This is a genomic window from Rhodococcus phenolicus (assembly GCF_001646785.1).
In the GTDB taxonomy this organism is placed as follows: Bacteria; Actinomycetota; Actinomycetes; order Mycobacteriales; family Mycobacteriaceae; genus Rhodococcus; species Rhodococcus phenolicus.
Genome location: NZ_LRRH01000030.1, coordinates 1 through 18,605 on the forward strand (window position 1 = coordinate 1; position 18,605 = coordinate 18,605).

At 68.1% G+C, this 18,605-nt stretch carries 15 protein-coding genes and 1 pseudogene; 12 read left to right on the plus strand and 4 right to left on the minus strand.

What is annotated here, in order from left to right:
* Nucleotides 1-432, plus strand: a pseudogene (locus A8G15_RS08930) (hypothetical protein); the annotation flags it as partial.
* 451 nt (nt 433-883) lie between these two features.
* Here the strand turns inward: A8G15_RS08930 and A8G15_RS08940 are convergent.
* Both A8G15_RS08940 and A8G15_RS08945 read right to left on the minus strand, forming a co-directional pair.
* Entirely contained in the window at nt 884-1,600 is a 717-nt protein-coding gene (locus tag A8G15_RS08940; RefSeq protein WP_068158412.1) for an SOS response-associated peptidase, read from the minus strand.
* Nucleotides 1,601-1,888: 288 nt separating this feature from the next.
* Nucleotides 1,889-3,070 carry a trans-sulfuration enzyme family protein gene (locus A8G15_RS08945; RefSeq protein WP_068158414.1) on the minus strand — a complete coding sequence of 394 codons (1,182 nt, stop codon included), beginning with the start codon at nt 3,068-3,070 and terminating at the stop codon, nt 1,889-1,891.
* Between the two features lie 170 nt (nt 3,071-3,240).
* On the opposite strand from A8G15_RS08945, the gene A8G15_RS08950 reads away from it, so the two are divergent.
* Together A8G15_RS08950 and A8G15_RS08955 are read left to right on the plus strand one after the other, a co-directional pair.
* Nucleotides 3,241-3,858, plus strand: a complete 618-nt coding sequence (locus A8G15_RS08950; protein WP_245687764.1) for a YdhR family protein — start codon at nt 3,241-3,243, stop codon at nt 3,856-3,858.
* A 46-nt stretch (nt 3,859-3,904) separates the two neighbouring features.
* Nucleotides 3,905-4,438 carry a flavodoxin domain-containing protein gene (locus A8G15_RS08955; protein WP_068158133.1) on the plus strand — a complete coding sequence of 178 codons (534 nt, stop codon included), beginning with the start codon at nt 3,905-3,907 and terminating at the stop codon, nt 4,436-4,438.
* A gap of 178 nt (nt 4,439-4,616) precedes the next feature.
* Here A8G15_RS08955 and A8G15_RS08960 read toward each other — a convergent pair whose 3' ends face one another.
* Both A8G15_RS08960 and A8G15_RS08965 read right to left on the minus strand, forming a co-directional pair.
* Nucleotides 4,617-5,417, minus strand: a complete 801-nt coding sequence (locus A8G15_RS08960; RefSeq protein WP_068158138.1) for an enoyl-CoA hydratase/isomerase family protein — start codon at nt 5,415-5,417, stop codon at nt 4,617-4,619.
* A gap of 10 nt (nt 5,418-5,427) precedes the next feature.
* Nucleotides 5,428-6,618 (minus strand): cytochrome P450, encoded by a 1,191-nt coding sequence (locus A8G15_RS08965; protein WP_068158139.1) that lies wholly within the window; start codon nt 6,616-6,618, stop codon nt 5,428-5,430.
* A gap of 310 nt (nt 6,619-6,928) precedes the next feature.
* Between A8G15_RS08965 and A8G15_RS08970 the strand changes: the two genes are divergently transcribed.
* The 9 genes from A8G15_RS08970 to A8G15_RS09010 are packed head-to-tail and all read left to right on the plus strand — an operon-like array spanning nt 6,929 to nt 18,599.
* Nucleotides 6,929-8,164 (plus strand): cytochrome P450, encoded by a 1,236-nt coding sequence (locus A8G15_RS08970; protein ID WP_068158140.1) that lies wholly within the window; start codon nt 6,929-6,931, stop codon nt 8,162-8,164.
* A gap of 25 nt (nt 8,165-8,189) precedes the next feature.
* Complete coding sequence (locus tag A8G15_RS08975; protein WP_068158141.1) at nt 8,190-9,686, plus strand: acyl-CoA carboxylase subunit beta; 1,497 nt, start codon at nt 8,190-8,192, stop codon at nt 9,684-9,686.
* A gap of 44 nt (nt 9,687-9,730) precedes the next feature.
* The gene (locus A8G15_RS08980) at nt 9,731-10,933 is read left to right on the plus strand and encodes an amidohydrolase family protein (RefSeq protein ID WP_068158142.1); all 1,203 of its coding nucleotides are present in this window, start codon (nt 9,731-9,733) and stop codon (nt 10,931-10,933) included.
* Nucleotides 10,934-10,964: 31 nt separating this feature from the next.
* The gene (locus A8G15_RS08985; RefSeq protein ID WP_068158145.1) at nt 10,965-12,587 is read left to right on the plus strand and encodes an AMP-binding protein; all 1,623 of its coding nucleotides are present in this window, start codon (nt 10,965-10,967) and stop codon (nt 12,585-12,587) included.
* A 2-nt stretch (nt 12,588-12,589) separates the two neighbouring features.
* Nucleotides 12,590-13,432 (plus strand): amidohydrolase family protein, encoded by an 843-nt coding sequence (locus A8G15_RS08990; RefSeq protein ID WP_068158147.1) that lies wholly within the window; start codon nt 12,590-12,592, stop codon nt 13,430-13,432.
* 20 nt (nt 13,433-13,452) lie between these two features.
* Nucleotides 13,453-14,490, plus strand: coding sequence for an acyl-CoA dehydrogenase family protein (locus tag A8G15_RS08995; protein ID WP_068158419.1), 1,038 nt, complete (start codon nt 13,453-13,455; stop codon nt 14,488-14,490).
* A gap of 28 nt (nt 14,491-14,518) precedes the next feature.
* Nucleotides 14,519-15,715, plus strand: a complete 1,197-nt coding sequence (locus A8G15_RS09000; protein ID WP_068158150.1) for an acyl-CoA dehydrogenase family protein — start codon at nt 14,519-14,521, stop codon at nt 15,713-15,715.
* 12 nt (nt 15,716-15,727) lie between these two features.
* The gene (locus tag A8G15_RS09005; RefSeq protein ID WP_068158155.1) at nt 15,728-16,933 is read left to right on the plus strand and encodes an amidohydrolase family protein; all 1,206 of its coding nucleotides are present in this window, start codon (nt 15,728-15,730) and stop codon (nt 16,931-16,933) included.
* A gap of 1 nt (nt 16,934) precedes the next feature.
* The gene (locus A8G15_RS09010) at nt 16,935-18,599 is read left to right on the plus strand and encodes a thiolase C-terminal domain-containing protein (RefSeq protein WP_068158157.1); all 1,665 of its coding nucleotides are present in this window, start codon (nt 16,935-16,937) and stop codon (nt 18,597-18,599) included.
* Nucleotides 18,600-18,605 lie beyond the last annotated feature (6 nt).

Below are 18,605 nucleotides of genomic sequence, written 5' to 3' on the forward strand. Positions count from 1 at the left end.
GCCGATCCAAAAAAACACGCACGCGTGCGCCGGCGGGCGGTTCAGGATTTCACCGCCGATATCCGCCGGCATCCGCGCCGCTATGTTGCCGGACGGTTGCCGTCCCTGCCGTTCCCCGACGTCGCTTTCGATCTCGTGCTCAGCTCGCACCTGCTGTTCAGCTATTCCGACCGGCTCGACCACACCTTCCACTTCGACGCGATCCGCGAATTGATGAGGGTCGCCCGCGGTGAACTGCGGGTCTTTCCGCTCGTGGCCTCGGGCTCATCGGTTCGCTATCCACGCCTGGACGAGCTCCTCACCGACCTTCGGAACCACGACATCGCCGGTGAAGTCGTCGAGGTCGACTACCGGTTCCAGAAGAGCGCTCACCACATGCTGGTGTGCCGTCACATCGCCGCGCACGGTCCGGAGGTCGCAGGTTCGGTGTGACGTGCAATCACGCCTCGGTCGGAAAGTCAGTAGGGGCTCTCGCCGACCAGGACGGGTTCCGCCACCGGGACCTCCGTCCCGGCGCGTGTCGGAAATGAGCTTGTGACGTACGACGGCCTGTCGGCGTCGGCAGGGGGAGCGCATTCGCTGAGGACGAAGGACGTCGGCGCGGCATGGCGAACGGTACAGAGCTTCGCCGACGCGTGCGCGCGCCCGGCGTCTGAGTCCGCACTCACGTTTCAGCTGTGGTCGGGTGGCCCGCCGGAGGTCACCGGGCGGCTGACGGAGTTCGCGGCGGCGCGGCTCGGCGGTGCACGCCGCCGGACGCAGACGCACACGGAATGGGCTGTGCGCGCGGAGTCCGTCGACACCGCCCTCGAGGCTTCGACATGCCGCGTGTCATCGGTCTACAGAGGATGCTGCACGCTGCCCTCCGAGCAGTAGGCGGGACTCAGGTGTTCACCGGCCGGAGAAGATCCGGGGAGTTGTTGCGCGGATTGTTCACTGCGGTGCCGACCTCGTACGGGTGCAGGTGCGGCTCCGGGATCGAGTTGAGCAGGGCATCGACATCGTCACGATCGGTGAGCGACGGATCGAGCCACGGCCCGACGAACGACTCCGGCAGCAGTACGGGGGAGCGGTCGTGGATGTGCCCGGCCGCATCGGTCGCCGGACGGGTGAGGACCGTACACGTCCACAACCACCTGTCCGGATCGTCCTCGGGCAGTTCCGGATTCGGCCACAATTCGTACAGGCCGGCCATCGCGATCGGTTCGTCGGCGTGGAGGAAGAACGGGATCTTCCTGCCGTTCTCGTCCTTCATCCACTCGAAGTAGCCGTCCGCCGGCAGGACACAGCGCCGCCGCGCCGCCGCCGCTTTGAACGCGGGTTTGCTGGTGACGGTCTCGGACCGCGCGTTGATCATGCGGGAGCCGATCTTCGGGTCCTTCGCCCACGAGGGCACCAGCCCCCACTTGACCGTGCTGTCGAGGCGCCGGACCGGCGCGGCATCGGGATCGTCGTGCGGGACGCGTTCGAGCACCACGTTCACGTGCTGCGTGGGTGCGATGTTGTACGACGGGGGCAGTTCGTCACCGACCGTGGCGGCGGTGTCGTACGCCGCCACCAGGTCGTCGCGGGTGCTCGTGCTCGCGTAGCGTCCACACATGGGGTGCTCCTTCCCGTGGTTCGACTCGTGTCCCATCCTGCCGGAACAGCGGCGGATCGGCTGCGGCCACGGACCGAATCCGCTGTCGGTGCAGTCGTGGTCCGGGATCCGTTCGCTGCGGTGAACGGCCTCGAACAGCGGCGACGGCGGATCGTCGTCGGTTGGACCGCTCACCCGTTCCGTGAGGCTTCGGCCGATCGTGACGGCACCGGCTCGGTGGGTGGTCGGTCACGACGACGAAATCGAGTCCGCCCGTCGCACACTCGACGGCCGCTGAAGGTGGCCGACTCAGTGGCCGACGACGTCGAGTGCCTGGGTGAGGTCGGCGATCAGGTCGTCGGCGTCCTCGAGGCCGATCGACAACCGGATCATCGACCCGGTGATCCCGCGACGTTCGCGTTCCTCGGGGGTCAGGTCGTAGTGGGTGGTGGTGACCGGTTGCGTCACCAGGCTTTCCACGCCCCCCAGGCTCGGGGCCAACGCGAACAGCTCGAGCCGGTCGACGACCTGCACGGTCGTGTCGGCATCGGCCGCGACTTCGACGGTGACGACTCCGCCGAACCCGGACATCTGCTTCGCCGCGATCGCATGACCGGGAAAACTCGGCAACCCCGGATACAGCACCCGTGACACTCGTGGATCGGCTTCCATCGCCTCGGCGACCGCCTGGGCGTTCGCGTTGTGCTGGCGCACCCGCACGACGAGGGTACGCAGGCTGCGCGACAACACGGCCGCGGTTTCCGGTGAGATCGCCGATCCGAAGCTCTTGCGCCAAGCGTTCAGCGGTTCGACGAGTTCGGTTGTCCCGAGTACGAATCCGGCGGTGACATCGGAATGGCCACCGAGGTACTTCGTCGCGGAATAGGAGACGAGGTCGGCGCCGAGCTCGAGCGGACGCTGGTTCACCGGTGACGCGAAGGTGTTGTCGACCGCGACCTTCGCGCCGTACCGATGCGCAAGGTCGGCGAGGGCGGTGATGTCGTAGATTCCGAGTGCCGGGTTGGTCGGAGTTTCGAAGAACACCAGTTTCGCTCCGTCGCCCAGCGACTCCTCGAGCCGGTCGAGCTGATCGCCCAGCAGGAACGTGGTGGTGATGCCGAGTTGTGCGAGCTGATTGCCGAGCAATTCCATGGTGCCGCCGTAGGCGTCGCCGACGCACACGATTCCCTCGCGTCCGTAGTGCGCGAACAGTGCGGTTTCGGCGGCCATACCCGAGCAGAACGCCAACGCGTTCTCGGTGCCTTCGATCGAGGCCATGGTTTCCTCGAGGGCAAAGATCGTGGGGTTCAGGCCGTAACGGGTGTAGAGCGGACCCCGGACGCGTCCGTCGGCGACGTCGAGCAGCGCCGCGGTGTTCTCGAATGCGAAGGTCGTGGTGTTGTAGACCGGGATGTGCGGTGCACCGTGGGCGTCGGTGACGGTGGTGCCGTGGATGGCCCGGGTGGACCGGCCTGCTGATGCATGCTTCACGCCTTCGCTCCGTTCGTAGGACTTCCGGGACGTGACCGAGTATCGCGGATGCCTGGCACGGCTCGTCGAGCCGCCGGGTCGGGACATCTGCCGGCGCGGTCGGTCGTGCCGACCGGCTCCGCGGCGTAACGTGTGCGATGTCCGTGTCGCCGATACGACGGGACCGGCCGATGAGCGCGAGCGATCCTGTACCGAACCCGTTCGGTTCCGGCGGTGAGCCGGACGACCGTCCGGAGCCGCTGGCCCTGCATACGGTGTTGCTGCGGCTCGCACGCTGTGCCGGACGCACTGCCGGGCTTCTCGCGCGCCGGCGTCTGCACCTCCCGACCGGAAACAAGGGCCGGACGATCATCTTCGCCGACGGCACTTCCGCGGTGATCTACCGGGAAACCGTCGCCGATCGCGCCGAGCCGGCCGACCCTGTGATCCTCGTGGTCGAATTCCGGTTGCGCGGTGTCCGGGGTCGTGGGCACGCGTTGTTCCGTGCGGAGAGCTTGCTCAACACACCGCTGTTCGCGGGTTTTCCCGGGTTCGTGTCGAAGTTGTGGCTCACCGCGGACGAAGCCGGGCGGTATCGGGGTTTCTACCAGTGGGACGGAGCCGCATCCGCGCGAGACTACGTCCGTGCCCTGTGGTGGCCGCTCACGCTGGTCAGCGAGCGCCCCTCGATCCGGTACCGCGTGCTGCCGGGTCTCCACCGCGACGAGGTTCTCGCCGCCGCGGCCGGACAGGGCCCGAGCACCGGCACCGTCGCCGGTGTGTGGTGGTTGCCGAGCAGCGTTTCTTGACGACCGCCGAGCGTGACCCGGGACCCTCACACGGGAGGGGCGACGCATGAGAACACTGGTCGGATACGCGACCGCGAAGGGATCCACGCGGGGGATCGCGGAACGCATCGCCGCGGCTCTCGAGCAGGCCGGCCACACCGCCGACCTGAAGAACCTGGCGTCCGCCGACACGGTTCGCGAGTACGACGTGCTCGTCGTCGGCAGCGCGATCCACAACGGACAGTGGCTTCCCGGCGCGGCGGACGCGCTCGACCGCCTCGGCCCGGACCTCGCGGGTCGAACGGTGTGGGCGTTCTCGGTGTCGTCGGTGGGTGCGACGAGCAGTCTCCTGTCGCCCCGCGTCGCGCGATACCTGCGGCGGGTGACTCCGGAGCCGCAGGCAATGCAGACGCTGCGGTCGGCGGCGGACGTGCGCAGGCACCGATTCTTCGCGGGAACCATCTCACCCGGCGATTGGCCGGGCATCGGCCGGGTCGTGTTCCGGCTGATGGGCGGACACTACGGCCACGCCCGCGACTGGACCGACATCGACGGTTGGGTCGCTGCTGTCGCTGCCGGGAGTGAGGATGACGCCGGGTAGCGCTATGGCGGACACTCCGGATCCGGCCGTGGTCGCCGGTGGACTCGTCGAGGGCGCCGCGTGGCCCGGTCGCCTGGCCCGCGACCGGGCGAATGTACCGCTCGTCTCATTGGATCGACGCAATGTCCGTGCGCTCGGAAAACGGGGCGGCGGCGCTCACAGGACGGACGCGGCTGTGTCAGCGCTCCGCGACGGGCGTGCGGCGGTAGACCGGATCGCGTTTCTCGGCGAACGCCGCGAACGCTTCGAGGACGTCCGGCGCCGACAGGTTCACCGCCTGCGCTGCCGCCTCGCCGGCGAGGGCTTCGCCCAGTGTCCGGTCGATTCCGTAGTGGATGAGGGACTTGGTCTGCGCCAACGCAACCGGCGGTCCTGCCGCGAGCCGGGCCGCGAGTGCTGCGACGAACCCGTCGATCTCGGTGTCGGGTCGCAGCCACGTGACCAGACCGAGGTCGTGTGCCTCGTCGGCGCCGATCATGTCGGCGAGCATTGTCAGCCGCTTGGCCTGCTGCAGACCGACGAGGCGGGGCAGCAGCCAGGAACCGCCGGTGTCGACCGACAGTGCCCGCCGGGCGAAGATCTGGCAGAACCGGGACTCCGGGGTCGCGACCACGAAATCGCAGCCGAGCGCCAGGTTCCATCCGGCGCCGGCAGCGACGCCCCGTACTTTCGCGATGGTCGGGACCGGCAGATCGTGCAGCAGTTTCACGGTGTCGTTGACGCTGCGAATCTCCTCGTTCGGGTCCGGGAACTCGTCCATGCCCGTGGTGGCGGTCAGGTCGGCGCCGCTGCTGAAAGCTCCGCCCGCACCGGTCAGCACGACCGCGCGCACGTCGTGCCCCGGTTCGACGTCCCGCAGCCGGTCGCGTAGCAACGTCCACATCTGCCGGGTGATCGCGTTACGGCGTTCCGGACGATTCAGGGTCAGCGTGAGCACACCGTCGGTGAGGTCGGTGAGCAGGACCGGCTCGTCGATCACCGCGTGCTCCTCAGACGACATCGAACGTCACCGGCAGCAGGTTGGGGGAGCGGAACGGCTGACCGGTGATGTGTGGATCACCCTCGTCCTGTAGGCGGAAGTTCGTCAGGCGTGTGAGCAGGCATTCGACTGCCACCCGAGTTTCCATGCGCGCAAGGTGCAGGCCGAGACAGGTGTGGGCGCCCGCGGTGAAACTGATGTGCGGCACGGGTTTCCGGAAGATGTCGAACTCCCCGGGGCGTTCCCATCGGTCCTCGTCCCGGTTCGCCGAGCCGAGAACCAGATCGACGACCGCGCCCGCCGGAACCGGAACACCGCCGAGCTCGGTGTCCTCCGTGGTGAAGCGTTGCACGAAGGTCAAGGGAGTTTCGTAGCGCAGGCCTTCCTCGACCGCTTGCGGAATCAGACCGTGATTGCCCTGCACGGCCGCGAACTGGCGGGGGTGACGCAGCAGCAGATACAGCAGATTTCCCGACGATCGGTATGTGGTTTCGAGGCCGGCCGGGAGGAGCAGCCGCAGGAACGAGTAGATCGCCTCGTCGGTGAGTTGCTCGCCCTCGACCTCAGCGGTCACCAGGTCGCTGATGATGTCGTCGGTCGGCTGCGACCGTCGCTGCTCGATGTGGCCGAGAAAGTAGTTCTTCAGGTCCTCGGACGCTTCCAGGGCGCGAGGTACGTTCCCGGCGTAACTGATGATGGCCACCGCGGCCTTGCGGAAGAACGGTAGATCCTCCGCGGGCAGGCCGAGCAGCCGTGCGATCACGCGGGTCGGGAACTCGAACGTGAAATCCCTGACCAGGTCGGCGTGGCCGGTGCCCGCGAATTCGTCGATCAGCGCGTTGCAGATCGGCCGCACGATGTCCGGCTCCCACACGCGCAGCGACTGCGGTTTGAACGCCGCCGACACCAGGTTCCGGTGCGCGCGGTGCTTCGTGCCGCTCATCGCGAGGATCGTCGGTCCCATGAACACGCCGATCGTGGAGTCGTACATCTTGGAGCTGAACACGCGGTCGTTGCGTAACGCGGCGTTGACCGTCGAATAGGAGAGCGCGGCATACGAATCCGCGGGACGCAACGACTCCGGTGTGCGCGAGTAGTCCATGACCGTTCCGTGGAACACCCCACCTTCGCGCCGACGCGCCGCGAAGAAGGGGTAGGGGTCGCGGAAGTCGAGTGTCTGGTCTCGGACGGAACTGTCCACTGGTCACCTCTGGGGTTCGAATGGGGGCGCGTGATCCCGGTGATGGGAACCATCGGCCGGACAGACCGAATGAAGGTTCCCATCACCCGGGGTGGGGGAGTCGGCGGCAATGTGGGCGGGGACGGCTCTGTGCTGGTCGGAGGTCATGAAAACTCCTGTTGAGAATGCTGTCCGCCGCAACGGAAGGAGTTATAGAATGCTTGACAGTAAGGCTCACTATAAATCACTCTGGAGACGCGAACAACGATTCCGGACGTCGCAATGGCAGACGGACGAGGACCCGGCCCGAACGAAACGGAATGTGCCACGGATGAGCATGTCGATCGTCGAGGAAGCCGCGAAAGTGCTGGCGGAGCCCACCGCGTACGCCGACGAACCACGCCTGCACGCCGCGTTGACACGACTGCGTGCCGAGGCGCCGGTGGCATACGTCGACGTGCCGTCCTACAAGCCGTTCTGGGCCGTCACCAAGCACGCCGACATCATGGCGATCGAACGCGCGAACGTCCGCTTCGTCAACTGGCCGCGCCCGGTGCTCATGACCGAGGAATCCGACGCCATGCAGGCGGCCGCGGGCGTCCGCACCCTGATCCACATGGACGATCCGCAGCACCGTGTGGTGCGGGCGATCGCCGCCGATTGGTTCCGGCCGAAGTCGATGCGCGCCATGGAGATCCGAATCGAGGAACTGGCGCGGCGTTACGTCGACCGCATGCGTGAGCTGGGCGGCACGTGTGATTTCGTGCAGGACATCGCGATCGACTTCCCGCTCTATGTGATCATGTCGCTGCTCGGCGTCCCCGAATCCGACTTCCCGAAGATGCGCACGCTCACCCAGGAACTCGTCGGCAGCGATGACGACGAGCTCAGACGCGCCACGCCCGCCGACGAGAAGATGAACTCGCTGCTCGAGATGTTCGAGTACTTCTCGGCGCTCACCGCCGCCCGCCGCGCGAATCCCACCGACGACCTCGCATCGACCATCGCGAATGCCTGCATCGACGGCGAGCCGCTGTCGGACATCGACACCATGTCGTACTACACCCTCATCGCCACCGCCGGACACGACACCACGAGCAGCAGCATCTCCGGGGGTCTGCGCGCCCTGGTCGAGAACCCCGATCAGCGCGACAAACTGCGCGCCGAACCCGATCTCATGCCGCGGGCGACGGAGGAGATCATCCGATGGGTCACCCCCGTCAAGGCGTTCATGCGGACCGCCGCCGAGGACACCGTCCTGCGGGGCGTGCCGATCGCCGCGGGCGACTCGGTGTTGTTGTCCTACGTTTCCGGCAACCGCGACGAAGAGATCTTCGACGACCCGTTCCGGTTCGACATCACCCGCGAACCCAACAACCACGTCGCATTCGGATTCGGTGTGCACTTCTGTCTCGGTGCGGGACTCGCGCGCCTCGAGATCCGCAAATTCTTCACCGAACTGCTGCCCCGGCTCGGCTCGATCGAACTCGACGGCGACCCCGCGACGATCGCGACCACCTTCGTCGGGGGACTGAAGCACCTGCCGATCCGCTACACGCTGGCCTGACCGCCCTCACACCCAAGGACGATCGATGACGAACGCCGGGACCTGGGACGACACCCTCGACGATCTCGGACGCCGACGCGCACACGCGTTCGCGATGGGTGGCACCGTCCGGGTCGCGAAGCACCGCGGCAAAGGCAAACTCGATGCGCGCGCCCGGATCCAACGTCTCCTCGACCCGGGTACCTTCCACGAATTCGGCACCCTCGTCGGCGGCGACGTGGCTGCCGACGCGATCGTTGCCGGGTCCGGGCTCATCCACGGACTGCCCGTCATGGTCGGCGCCGAGGACTTCACGACGCTCGCCGGGACGATCGCACCCGGCAGCAACTCCAAGCGGTACCGGCTCGCGGAACTGGCGGTGCGCAACAAGGTTCCGCTGGTGATGCTCCTCGAGGGTGCCGGCTTCCGTCCCACCGGTGACCACTACGGCCGCACCCCGACGGACCTGCTCGCACAGGCCCGCTGTTCCGGGAAGGTGCCGATGGTCACGGCGGTGCTCGGCCCGTCCGCCGGGCACGGCGCGCTCGTCGCGCCGGTCGCGGACTTCGCGATCATGAGCCGGCAGGGAGCGATCTTCACCGCCGGTCCTCCCGTGGTGAAGATGTCCACCGGAGAGGACGTGTCGAAGGAAGACCTCGGTGGACCAGGTGTCGCGATCGCGAGCGGGGTGATCCACAACGTCGCCGAGACCGACGAGGACGTGCTCGACGAGATCCGCCGCTACCTCGCGTTCTTCCCGCCGAGCGCGTGGTCGTACCCGCAGATGACCGAGCCGGACGAGTATTCCGAGCCGCGGGAGACACCGGAACTGCTCGACATCGTCTCGCGCGACGGCCGGCGCACCTACGACATGCGCACCGTCATCGACATCGTCTTCGACACCCGCGACTGGTTCGAGGTGCAACCGAAGTACGGCGAAGCGATCATCTGCGCGCTCGCTCATCTCGGTGGGCATCCGGTCGCCGTGGTCGCCAACCAGCCACAGGTTCTCGCAGGATCGATCGACGCGGCCGCGGCCGACAAGGCCGCGCACTTCATCGCCGTGGCCGATGCGTTCCACCTGCCGCTGGTGTTCCTCACCGACAACCCCGGCATGCTGCCCGGCAGCGAATCCGAACACGACGGCGTGCTGCGCAGCGGTGCCCGCATGTTCGTCGCACAGACGACCGCGACCACTCTGAAGCTGCACGTGACACTGCGCAAGGCATATGGATTCGGATCGATGGTGATGTCGCTCATCGGGTTCGACGGTCAGGCCGCCACCTACGCATACCCGGGGGCGACGATGGGGGCGATGAGTGCGGCCGCACTGAGCAACGCCTCCAACGCCGACGCCGACCTCGACACGACGTTGCGGGCGATGGAACTCGAAGCGTCCTACCGCTCGGCCGAACACATGGGATTCGACGAGCTGATCCGCCCCGAGGAAACCCGCAACGCGCTGCTGCTGTCACTGCAGCGCGGCATCTACGCGCGGCAGGCTGTCGCGGAACCGGTCACCCGCACCGCGATCGTCCCCTGACCCCCGTCGACACGACCCGCTCGAGAGACGAAAGAAGGAACCCCATGACCACCCTCGACCACCGTGCGATCGACGTCGACAACCACTACTACGAACCGCTGGACGCCTTCACCCGGCATCTCGACAAGAACTTCCGTCGTCGCGGTGTGCAGATCGTGCAGGAAGGGCGGCGGCAGACCGCGATCATCGGCAACAAGGTCAACCGGTTCATCCCGAACCCCACCTTCGACCCGATCATCGTGCCTGGCTGCCTCGACCCGCTGTTCCGCGGACAGGTACCCGAAGGCGTCGACCCGGCCACCCTGATGAAGGTCGAGGAACTCGAACTACGACCCGAATACCGGGACCGGGACGCCCGCGTCGCCGTGATCGACCGGCAGTCGCTCGACACGATCTTCATGTTCCCCACATTCGGATGCGGCGTCGAAGAAGCCCTCCGCGAGGACATCCCGGCCACGATGGCGTCGCTGCACGCGTTCAACCTGTGGCTCGACGAGGACTGGGGCTTCGACCGGCCCGACGGACGGATCCTGTCGGCGCCGATGATCTCGCTCGCCGACCCGGAGGCGGCGGTGACCGAAATCGAGTTCGTGCTCGAACGCGGCGCGCGCCTCGTCCACATCCGGCCGGCGCCGGTCCCCGGCATCGGCAAGCCCCGCTCGCTCGGCGACCGCGCGCACGATCCGGTGTGGGCGCGCCTCGCCGAAGCGAACGTGCCGGCCGCATTCCACCTCGGCGACAGCGGCTACCTCAAGATCGCCGCCATGTGGGGCGGCAAGGACACCTTCGAGCCGTTCGGTCCGGGCGACGCCCTGGACAAGATCCTCGTCGACGACCGCGCGATCCACGACACCATGGCCTCACTGATCATCCACGGCGTCTTCACCCGGCATCCGGCGCTGCGGGTGGCGAGCATCGAGAACGGCTCGGACTGGGTGCACCGCCTCGCCAAGCGCATGGCGAAACTGGCGAACCAGTCGCCACGTTCGTTCCCCGACGACCCGGTCGAGACGCTGCGCGAGCACGTGTGGGTCGCACCGTACTACGAGGACGACCTGCCGCGTCTCGCCGAGAAGATCGGCGCCGACCGCATCCTGTTCGGATCCGACTGGCCGCACGGTGAAGGACTGGCCGAACCGCTGTCGTTCACCGACGAACTCGCCGGATTCGACGCCGGTGACGTCCGAAAGATCATGCGGGACAACGCGCTGGCGTTTCTCGGCGCCCCCGTCGCGGCGACCGTCTGAGCCGGGCGCGCGGGGGCGATCGGAGGATGCAGTGAGCGAATGGAGCCTGGGCGCGGTGTTCGACGCCGTCGCCGACGCGGTCCCGGACCGCACGATGACGGTGTGCGGTGACCGCCGAATCACCTTCGGCGCATCCGCCTCGACGACCCGCCGGTTCGCGAACTTCCTCGCCGACCGCGGTTTCGGAGAGCACATCCCGCGGCAGCGACTCGACCGGTGGGAATGCGGCCAGGATCGCATCGCGCTGATCATGCGCAACGACCTGTACCCGAACCTGATGATCGCGTGCGCCAAGGCGCGGGTGGTGCCGGTGAACATCAACCACCACTACACGCGCCGCGAGATCGGCGACCTGCTCGCCTACATCGCCCCTCGCGGAATCGTGTACCACCGTTCGTTCGGACCCGTCGTGGCCGAGGCCGCCCCGGCAGGGGTGGAGCTGCTGGTCTCGGTCGACGACGGTTCGGGCATCCCCGAACTCGCCGGTGCCGTGCCGTTCGACGAGGCCGTGGCACTCGGCGACCCCGACAACGTGATCGCGACGTCCCCGGACGATCTGATCATGCTGTGCACCGGCGGCACCACCGGCCGGCCCAAGGGGGTGTTGTGGCGACAGGGCGACATGTACGTCTCGTCGATGAACGGTGCCGACCACGTCACCGTCGAACCCGTGCAGGCACTGGCGCGGGCGACAGGCCAGGTGTGGTTCGCCGCGTCGCCGCTGTCGCATGCCGCCGGGACCTGGACCACCTTCGCCGGGTTGCTCGCGGGACAGACGGTCGTCCTGTACGACGACCGGGAGAAATTCGACGCGCGGGCCGCGCTCGAGACCGCCGAGCGGGAGAAGGTCACGTTGATGACGATCGTCGGCGACGCCTACGCCGGCCCGCTCGTCCGGGAGATGCGGCGCCGCCCGTACGAGCTGTCGTCGCTGTCGGTCATCGGTACCGGGGGAGCGGCCACCAACCCCGTCCACAAACGGGCACTGCTCGAACACCTCCCGCACGCGTTCCTCGTCGAGGGGTACGGCTCGTCGGAAACCGGCGGAATGGGATACGGGCGCAGCTCCCACGGCACCCAGGTCGATACGTTCGATCCGATGCCCGGCGGCACCGCCGTCTCGCACGACCGCACCCGGCTGCTCGATCCCGGCGACCCGGAGATCGGCTGGGCCGCCCGTACCGGCCGCGTACCGCTGGGCTACTTCGACGACCGCGCAGCCACCGAAGCGACCTTCCCGATCATCGACGGGCAGCGGCTCGCGATCCCCGGCGACCGCGTCACCGTCGACGCCGACGGCGCACTGCGGCTGCTCGGCCGCGATTCGCTGGTCGTCAACACCGGGGGCGAGAAGGTCTTCGTCGAGGAGGTCGAGGAAGTGCTGCGGGCACAACCCGGTGTCGTCGACGCGCTCGTCGTGGGCAGGCCCAGCCCCCGCTGGGGACAGGAGATCGTCGCGCTCGTGCAGTCCGCGGACGGCGAGTCCGCCGAGAACGAACTGCGGCGGGCGTGCCGGGAATCGCTGGCCGGATTCAAGGCACCGAAGAAGTTCGTGTTCGTACCGCAGATCCGGCGGCTCGGGAACGGGAAGCCCGACTACCGGTGGGCCGCGCGGCATGTCGCGGAGCCGGCACTCGAGAAGGACGGAGCGTGACCATGCCGAAGGTCATCGACTGCCTGGTGAACGTGCACTTCGGGGAGCGCGAACAGCCGGGGTGGATGCTCGAGGTGCGGGACAAGTACTTCAAGGGCCCGCAATCGATGTACCGGCAGGTGGACCTGACCGAACTGATCGACGAGATGGACGAGCAGGGCGTCGAGAAGGCGATCCTCATGTACTCGATGGTCAAACCGTCGCCGACCGCCCTGAAGTTCGTCGAGGAGATGCCGGAGCGGTTCGTCCTCGCCGTCAACGGGGTGGACCTGCTGCATCCGGTGTCGTCGCTGCGCGAACTCGCCGCGCTCGTGCACGATCTGCCGGTCGCGTACACGACGGTGGGGCCGAGCTTCTGGGGCGACGGCATGTATCCGCCCACCGACGCCGTGTACTCCCCGCTGTACTACAAGTGCGCCGAACTGGGCCTGCCGCTGTGCATGAACACCGGCCTGCCCGGGCCGCCCATTCCCGGGGAAGTGCAGAACCCGATCCACCTCGACCGGGTCTGTTACCGGTTCCCCGAACTGAAGCTGTGCATGATCCACGGCGCCGACCCGTGGTGGGACGTCGCGATTCGGCTGCTCATCAAGTACGAGAACCTGCGGCTGATGACGTCGGCGTGGTCACCCAAACGGCTGCCCGAAAGCCTGCTGCACTACATGCGCACCCGCGGCAGGGAGAAGGTGATCTTCGGATCGGACTGGCCGGTGCTGCCGATGCGCCGCCTCGTTCCCGAGGTGATGGCGCTGGACCTCCCGGACGCCGTCCGCGACAACTACCTCCACCGCAACGCGCAGGAATTCTTCTTCGGCGACCGACCCGCCGGCGACCCGGTCGAATGACGGAACAGGGGGCACACAACATGGACCGCTACGAATTGCGCAGGCAGGACTACAGCCTGTCCGAGGACCATACGGAACTGCAGGCCGCGTATGCGAAGTTCTTCCGGTCGCGCAGTCCCCTCGAGGTCGTGCGCGCCGCCGAACCGAGTGGATTCGACAAGGACCTGTGGGAACAACTGTGCGCGACCGGCGCGACGTCGATGGCGCTTCCCGAGGACGTCGGCGGCGACGGCGCGACCCTGGTCGACCTGTCGATCGTCGCCGAGGAACTCGGCCGCACCCTCGCCCCGGTGCCGTGGATCGACCACGTGACCGCGTCCCGCCTGCTCGCCCGGGTCGGCGCACTCGACACCACCGACGTCGTCACCGGACGCGAGATCGTAGCACTGGACCCGCGATTCGACGCCCCGGGCGGGCGGCGCCTCCTCCCGTCGGGGTCGGTCGCCGACCGTATCGTCGTCCGCGACGGCGACGACATCGTACGGCTCGAATTCGACACCCGGCCCGCGAAGGCCGACAACATCGGCAGATTGCCCTCGGCGTGGATCGACCCGGCCGCCGCGGATCGCCGCACTGTGATCGCCAGCGGTCCGGAGGCGTTCGCACAGTACGACCGCGCGCTCGAGGAATGGCGGTTGCTGATGTCCGCGGCCCTGGTCGGTTTGGTCGAGGAAACACTCACCATCGCAGCCGAATTCGCCAAGAATCGATACACGATGGGGGTGCCCATCGCGACCCTGCAGGGCATCTCGCATCCGCTCGCGAACATCGCGATCGTCGTGAACGGGGCCCGCAACCTGACGCGGCGAGCCGCGTGGTTCCTCGACAACGAACCCGACGCGGCGCCGGCGCTCGCGTCGGCGGCGTTCGTGTACCTCGCCGAGGAGGCACCGCGCGCGGCGACGATGGCCGTGCACGTGCAGGGCGGACTCGGGGTCGCCGCCGAATCGGCGGCCTCTGCGTACCTGGTCCGCGCCCGCGGCTGGGCGCTGGCCGGCGGGGATCCCGCCGACGCCGCGATCCGGGTCGCCGAAAGCTTGGCCGCCGCGCAGGCTTAACGCCGCGCCGACAAGATCAGGGGGAACCATGGATTTCTCACTCGTGGAACTGTCCGACGAGGACGCCGCCTTCCAGCAGCGCGCACGCACCTTCCTCGACACGCACGTCACCGACGAGGTCCGCCGCCGCGACCGCGACACCGGCGACAACTTCGACGAGGGCGTGCACCTGGCGATGGGAGCCGACGGCTGGCTCGCCGCCGAACGCGCGCCCGAATCCGAGGGCGGCCTGAACCGGCTGCGGCGCAGGCTGTGGGACCTGGAGAAACGACGCGCCCAGGTGCCGTGGGTCACCGCGGGCACCACCGCGATCGTGACCGGATCGGTGGAGAAGTTCGCCTCGCCCGAGGTGCGCGCCGAGGTGCTGCCGAAGATCGACAGCGGTGAGGTCCGCTTGTGCCTGGGTTACACCGAACCCGACGGCGGATCCGACGTCGCGACCTGCAAGACCCGCGCAGTGCGGGACGGTGAACACTGGATCATCAACGGCTCCAAGATGTTCACCACCGGCGCACACAACTGCCAGTACGTCTTCCTCATCACCAACACCGATCCCGACGCCCCCAAGCACAAGAGCCTGACGATGTTCCTCGTTCCGCTCGACACCCCTGGCATCGAGATCCAGGGACTGCGCACCGTCGACGGCGACCGCACCAACATCGTCTACTACTCCGACGTGCGCGTCCACGACAGGTACCGGCTCGGCGAGGTCAGCGGCGGCTGGGCTGTGCTCATGGGCCCGCTCAGCGAGGAACACGGTGTCGTGGACGCCGCACACGACGGTCTGCAGGACGTGTCCATCCTGATTCACCAGGGCACCACGATGGCGACCCGCGTGGACCGGATCGCCGGGATCCTCGGACAGAAAGGCCCGGACGGGCGCCGGCCGCTCGACGACCGGGCGGTCGCGCTCCGGCTCGGCCGCAGCATCGCCCGCATGGAGGCCGCTCTGTCGGCGCCGCACATGTTCGGCCGGGTCGCCCTCGCGCAGACGATGCGCGACATCTCCCCGGACCTGATGGACATCCTCGGTTCCGGATCGGCACTGCCGATCGACACCGAAGGCGCCACCGACGACGGCGGCGCCGAGCACCTGTTCCGGTGGGCGCCGCTGTGCGGAATCTACGGCGGCACCCTCGAGGTGTTCCGCAACATGATCGCCCAGCACGTGCTCGGCCTCGGCCGGCCCGACTACTCACAGCCCGCGCGCGCCAAGGCGCACTGAGGACGGTTCCCCATGACCACGAATCCGCATCGGTTCCCGATCTTCGACTCGGACAACCACATGTACGAGACCCGGGATGCGCTGACCAAGTACCTTCCCGAGCACGCAAAGAACGCGATCCGCTACGTCGACATCGACGGACGCACCAAGATCGTCGTGCAGAACACCATCAGTGAATTCATCCCCAACCCGACGTTCTCCGTGGTCGCCGCGCCCGGTGCGCAGGAGGACTACTTCCGCAACGGCAATCCGGACGGCAAGTCGGCGCGGGAGATCATGGGCAAGCCCATGAAGTCGATTCCCGCGTTCCGGGATCCCGCGGCGCGCCTCGAGAAGCTGAACGAACAGGGCCTCGACTACGCGCTGATGTTCCCGACGCTGGCGAGTCTCGTCGAGGAACGTCTCAAGAACGATCCCGAGCTGACCCACGACGTCATCCACGCACTGAATCAGTGGATGTACGAGCACTGGAGCTTCGACTACGAGGGCCGGATCTTCGCGGTCCCCGTCGTCACCCTGCCGATCGTGGACCGGGCACTCGAAGAACTCGCATGGTGCCTCGAACGCGGCGCGAAGACGGTGCTCGTCCGTCCCGCGCCGGTGCCCGGCTTCCGGGGCAGCCGCTCGTTCGGGTTCGAGGAGTTCGACCCGTTCTGGAGGGCCTGTGTGGACGCCGGAATCCCGGTGTCGATGCACGCGTCGGACAGCGGCTACTCGGAGGTCCTCGACATCTGGGAACCCGCCACCGAATACAAGCCGTTCGCCCCCACCGCATTCCGAACCGCGGCCATCGGCTCGCGCGCGATCGAGGACGCGATGACCGCGCTCGTGTGTCACGGCGCGCTGTCGCGGAATCCCGACCTGCGGATCATCTCCATCGAGAACGGCACGGACTGGCTGCCCACCCTGTTCCGCAACCTGCGGCACGCCTACGACAAGATGCCGCAACTGTTCCTCGAGGACCCCATCGAGGCGTTCCGCCGCGGCGTCTATGTCAACCCGTTCTGGGAGGACGACTACCGCGAGGTCGTCGGGATGCTCGGCGCGGACCGCGTCGTCTACGGCTCGGACTGGCCGCATCCCGAGGGGCTGGCGGATCCGCTGAGCCTGCTCGGGCAGCTCGACGGGATCGCGCCGGACGACGTGCGAAAGGTCATGGGCGGCAACATGCTCGACCTGCTCGGACTGGACGCCGCGGTCGCCCGGCGAGGCGCCTGACGTGACGGCCGACGCCGCGGCCGCGGTGCGTCCGCTGCCGGCGCTCACCCCGCAGAACGAGTTCTTCTGGACCTCCGGTGCTGACGGCCGGCTGCGGTTCCGGGAGTGCCTGTCCTGCGCGGCGCTGATCCATCCGCCGCAACCGGTGTGCCGCTACTGTCGCGGCGAGTCGATGGGCACCCGCGCGGTCTCCGGGAACGCGACGCTGATCGGGTTCACCGTCAACCATCGCTTCGCGCCACCCGGCATGCCTTCGCCGTACATCGTCGCCCAGGTCGCGGTGGACGAGGACCCGCGGGTGCGATTGACGACAAACGCCGTGGAATGCCACGCCGGCGACCTCGTTCTCGGCATGCGGATGGAAGTGGTCTTCGAGCACGTCGGGGACGTGTGGCTGCCGCTGTTCCGGCCGGTCCCGGACGCGGAGGCGGGTGAGCTGCCGGCCGACGAGATCGACCCGGCGGCGATGCGGGGTGCGGTGCGGCCGATGGCAACCGTGACGAAGTTCGAGGATCGGGTCGCGCTCACCGGCATCGGAATGTCGCAGATCGGGCGCCGGCTCATGGCCGATCCGCTGTCGCTCACCGTGCAGGCGTGCCGTGCCGCACTCGCCGACGCCGGCCTCGACGTCGCCGACATCGACGGGCTGTCCACCTACCCTGGGGCGGGTGCGCTCGGCCCGTTCACCGAAGGCGGGGTCACCGCCGTCGAATCGGCCCTGGGCCTGCGGCCGACCTGGCACAACGGTGCCGCCGAAACGTTCGGTCCGGGCGGTTCGGTCATCGCGGCCATGCTCGCCGTCGCCGCGGGCCTTGCCCGGCACGTGCTCTGTTTCCGCACGGTGTGGGAATCCACCTACGCCGAGCTCGCCCGGGCCGGACATATCGGCCCACCCGCCGGGGTGGCCGACGGGTGGTTCGCGCCGTTCGGAGCGGTCTCGGCGGCGCACCTGCTCGCGCAGACCGCGCAGCGGCACTTCCACCGGTACGGCACCGACCGTGAAACCCTCGGATGGATCGCGCTCAACCAACGCGCCAACGCCGCGGTGAACCCGACCGCGATCTACCGCGAGCCGATGTCGATGGACGACTACCTGTCCGCGCGCCCCATCACGACACCGTTCGGCCTGTACGACTGCGACGTGCCGTGCGACGGCGCGGTCGCGGTGATCGTGTCCGCCCGTGAAACCGCCCGGGACCTCGCACAACCACCCGTCCTCGTCGAGGCGGTGGGCACCCAGATGATCGAACGCGTCGACTGGGATCAGAGCACCCTGACCCACGAACCGCAGGTGCTCGGCCAGTCCGCGCACCTGTGGAGTCGTACCTCCCTGCGCCCGGCCGACGTGGACGTCGCCGAACTCTACGACGGCTTCACCTTCAACTGCCTGTCCTGGATCGAAGCGCTCGGCTTCTGCGGGATCGGCGAGGCCAAGGACTTTCTCGCCGGCGGCACCGCCATCGCGCCCCACGGGGTGCTGCCGCTGAACACGCACGGCGGGCAACTGTCGCACGGTCGCACCCACGGGATGGGACTCGTGCACGAGGCCGTCGTCCAGCTACGCGGGCACGGCGGCCTGCGGCAGGTCCGCGACGCGAAGGTCGCGGTGGTCAGCAGTGGCGGCCTGACCCCGAGCGGTGTCCTATTGCTGCGGGCGGACCGATGACGACGG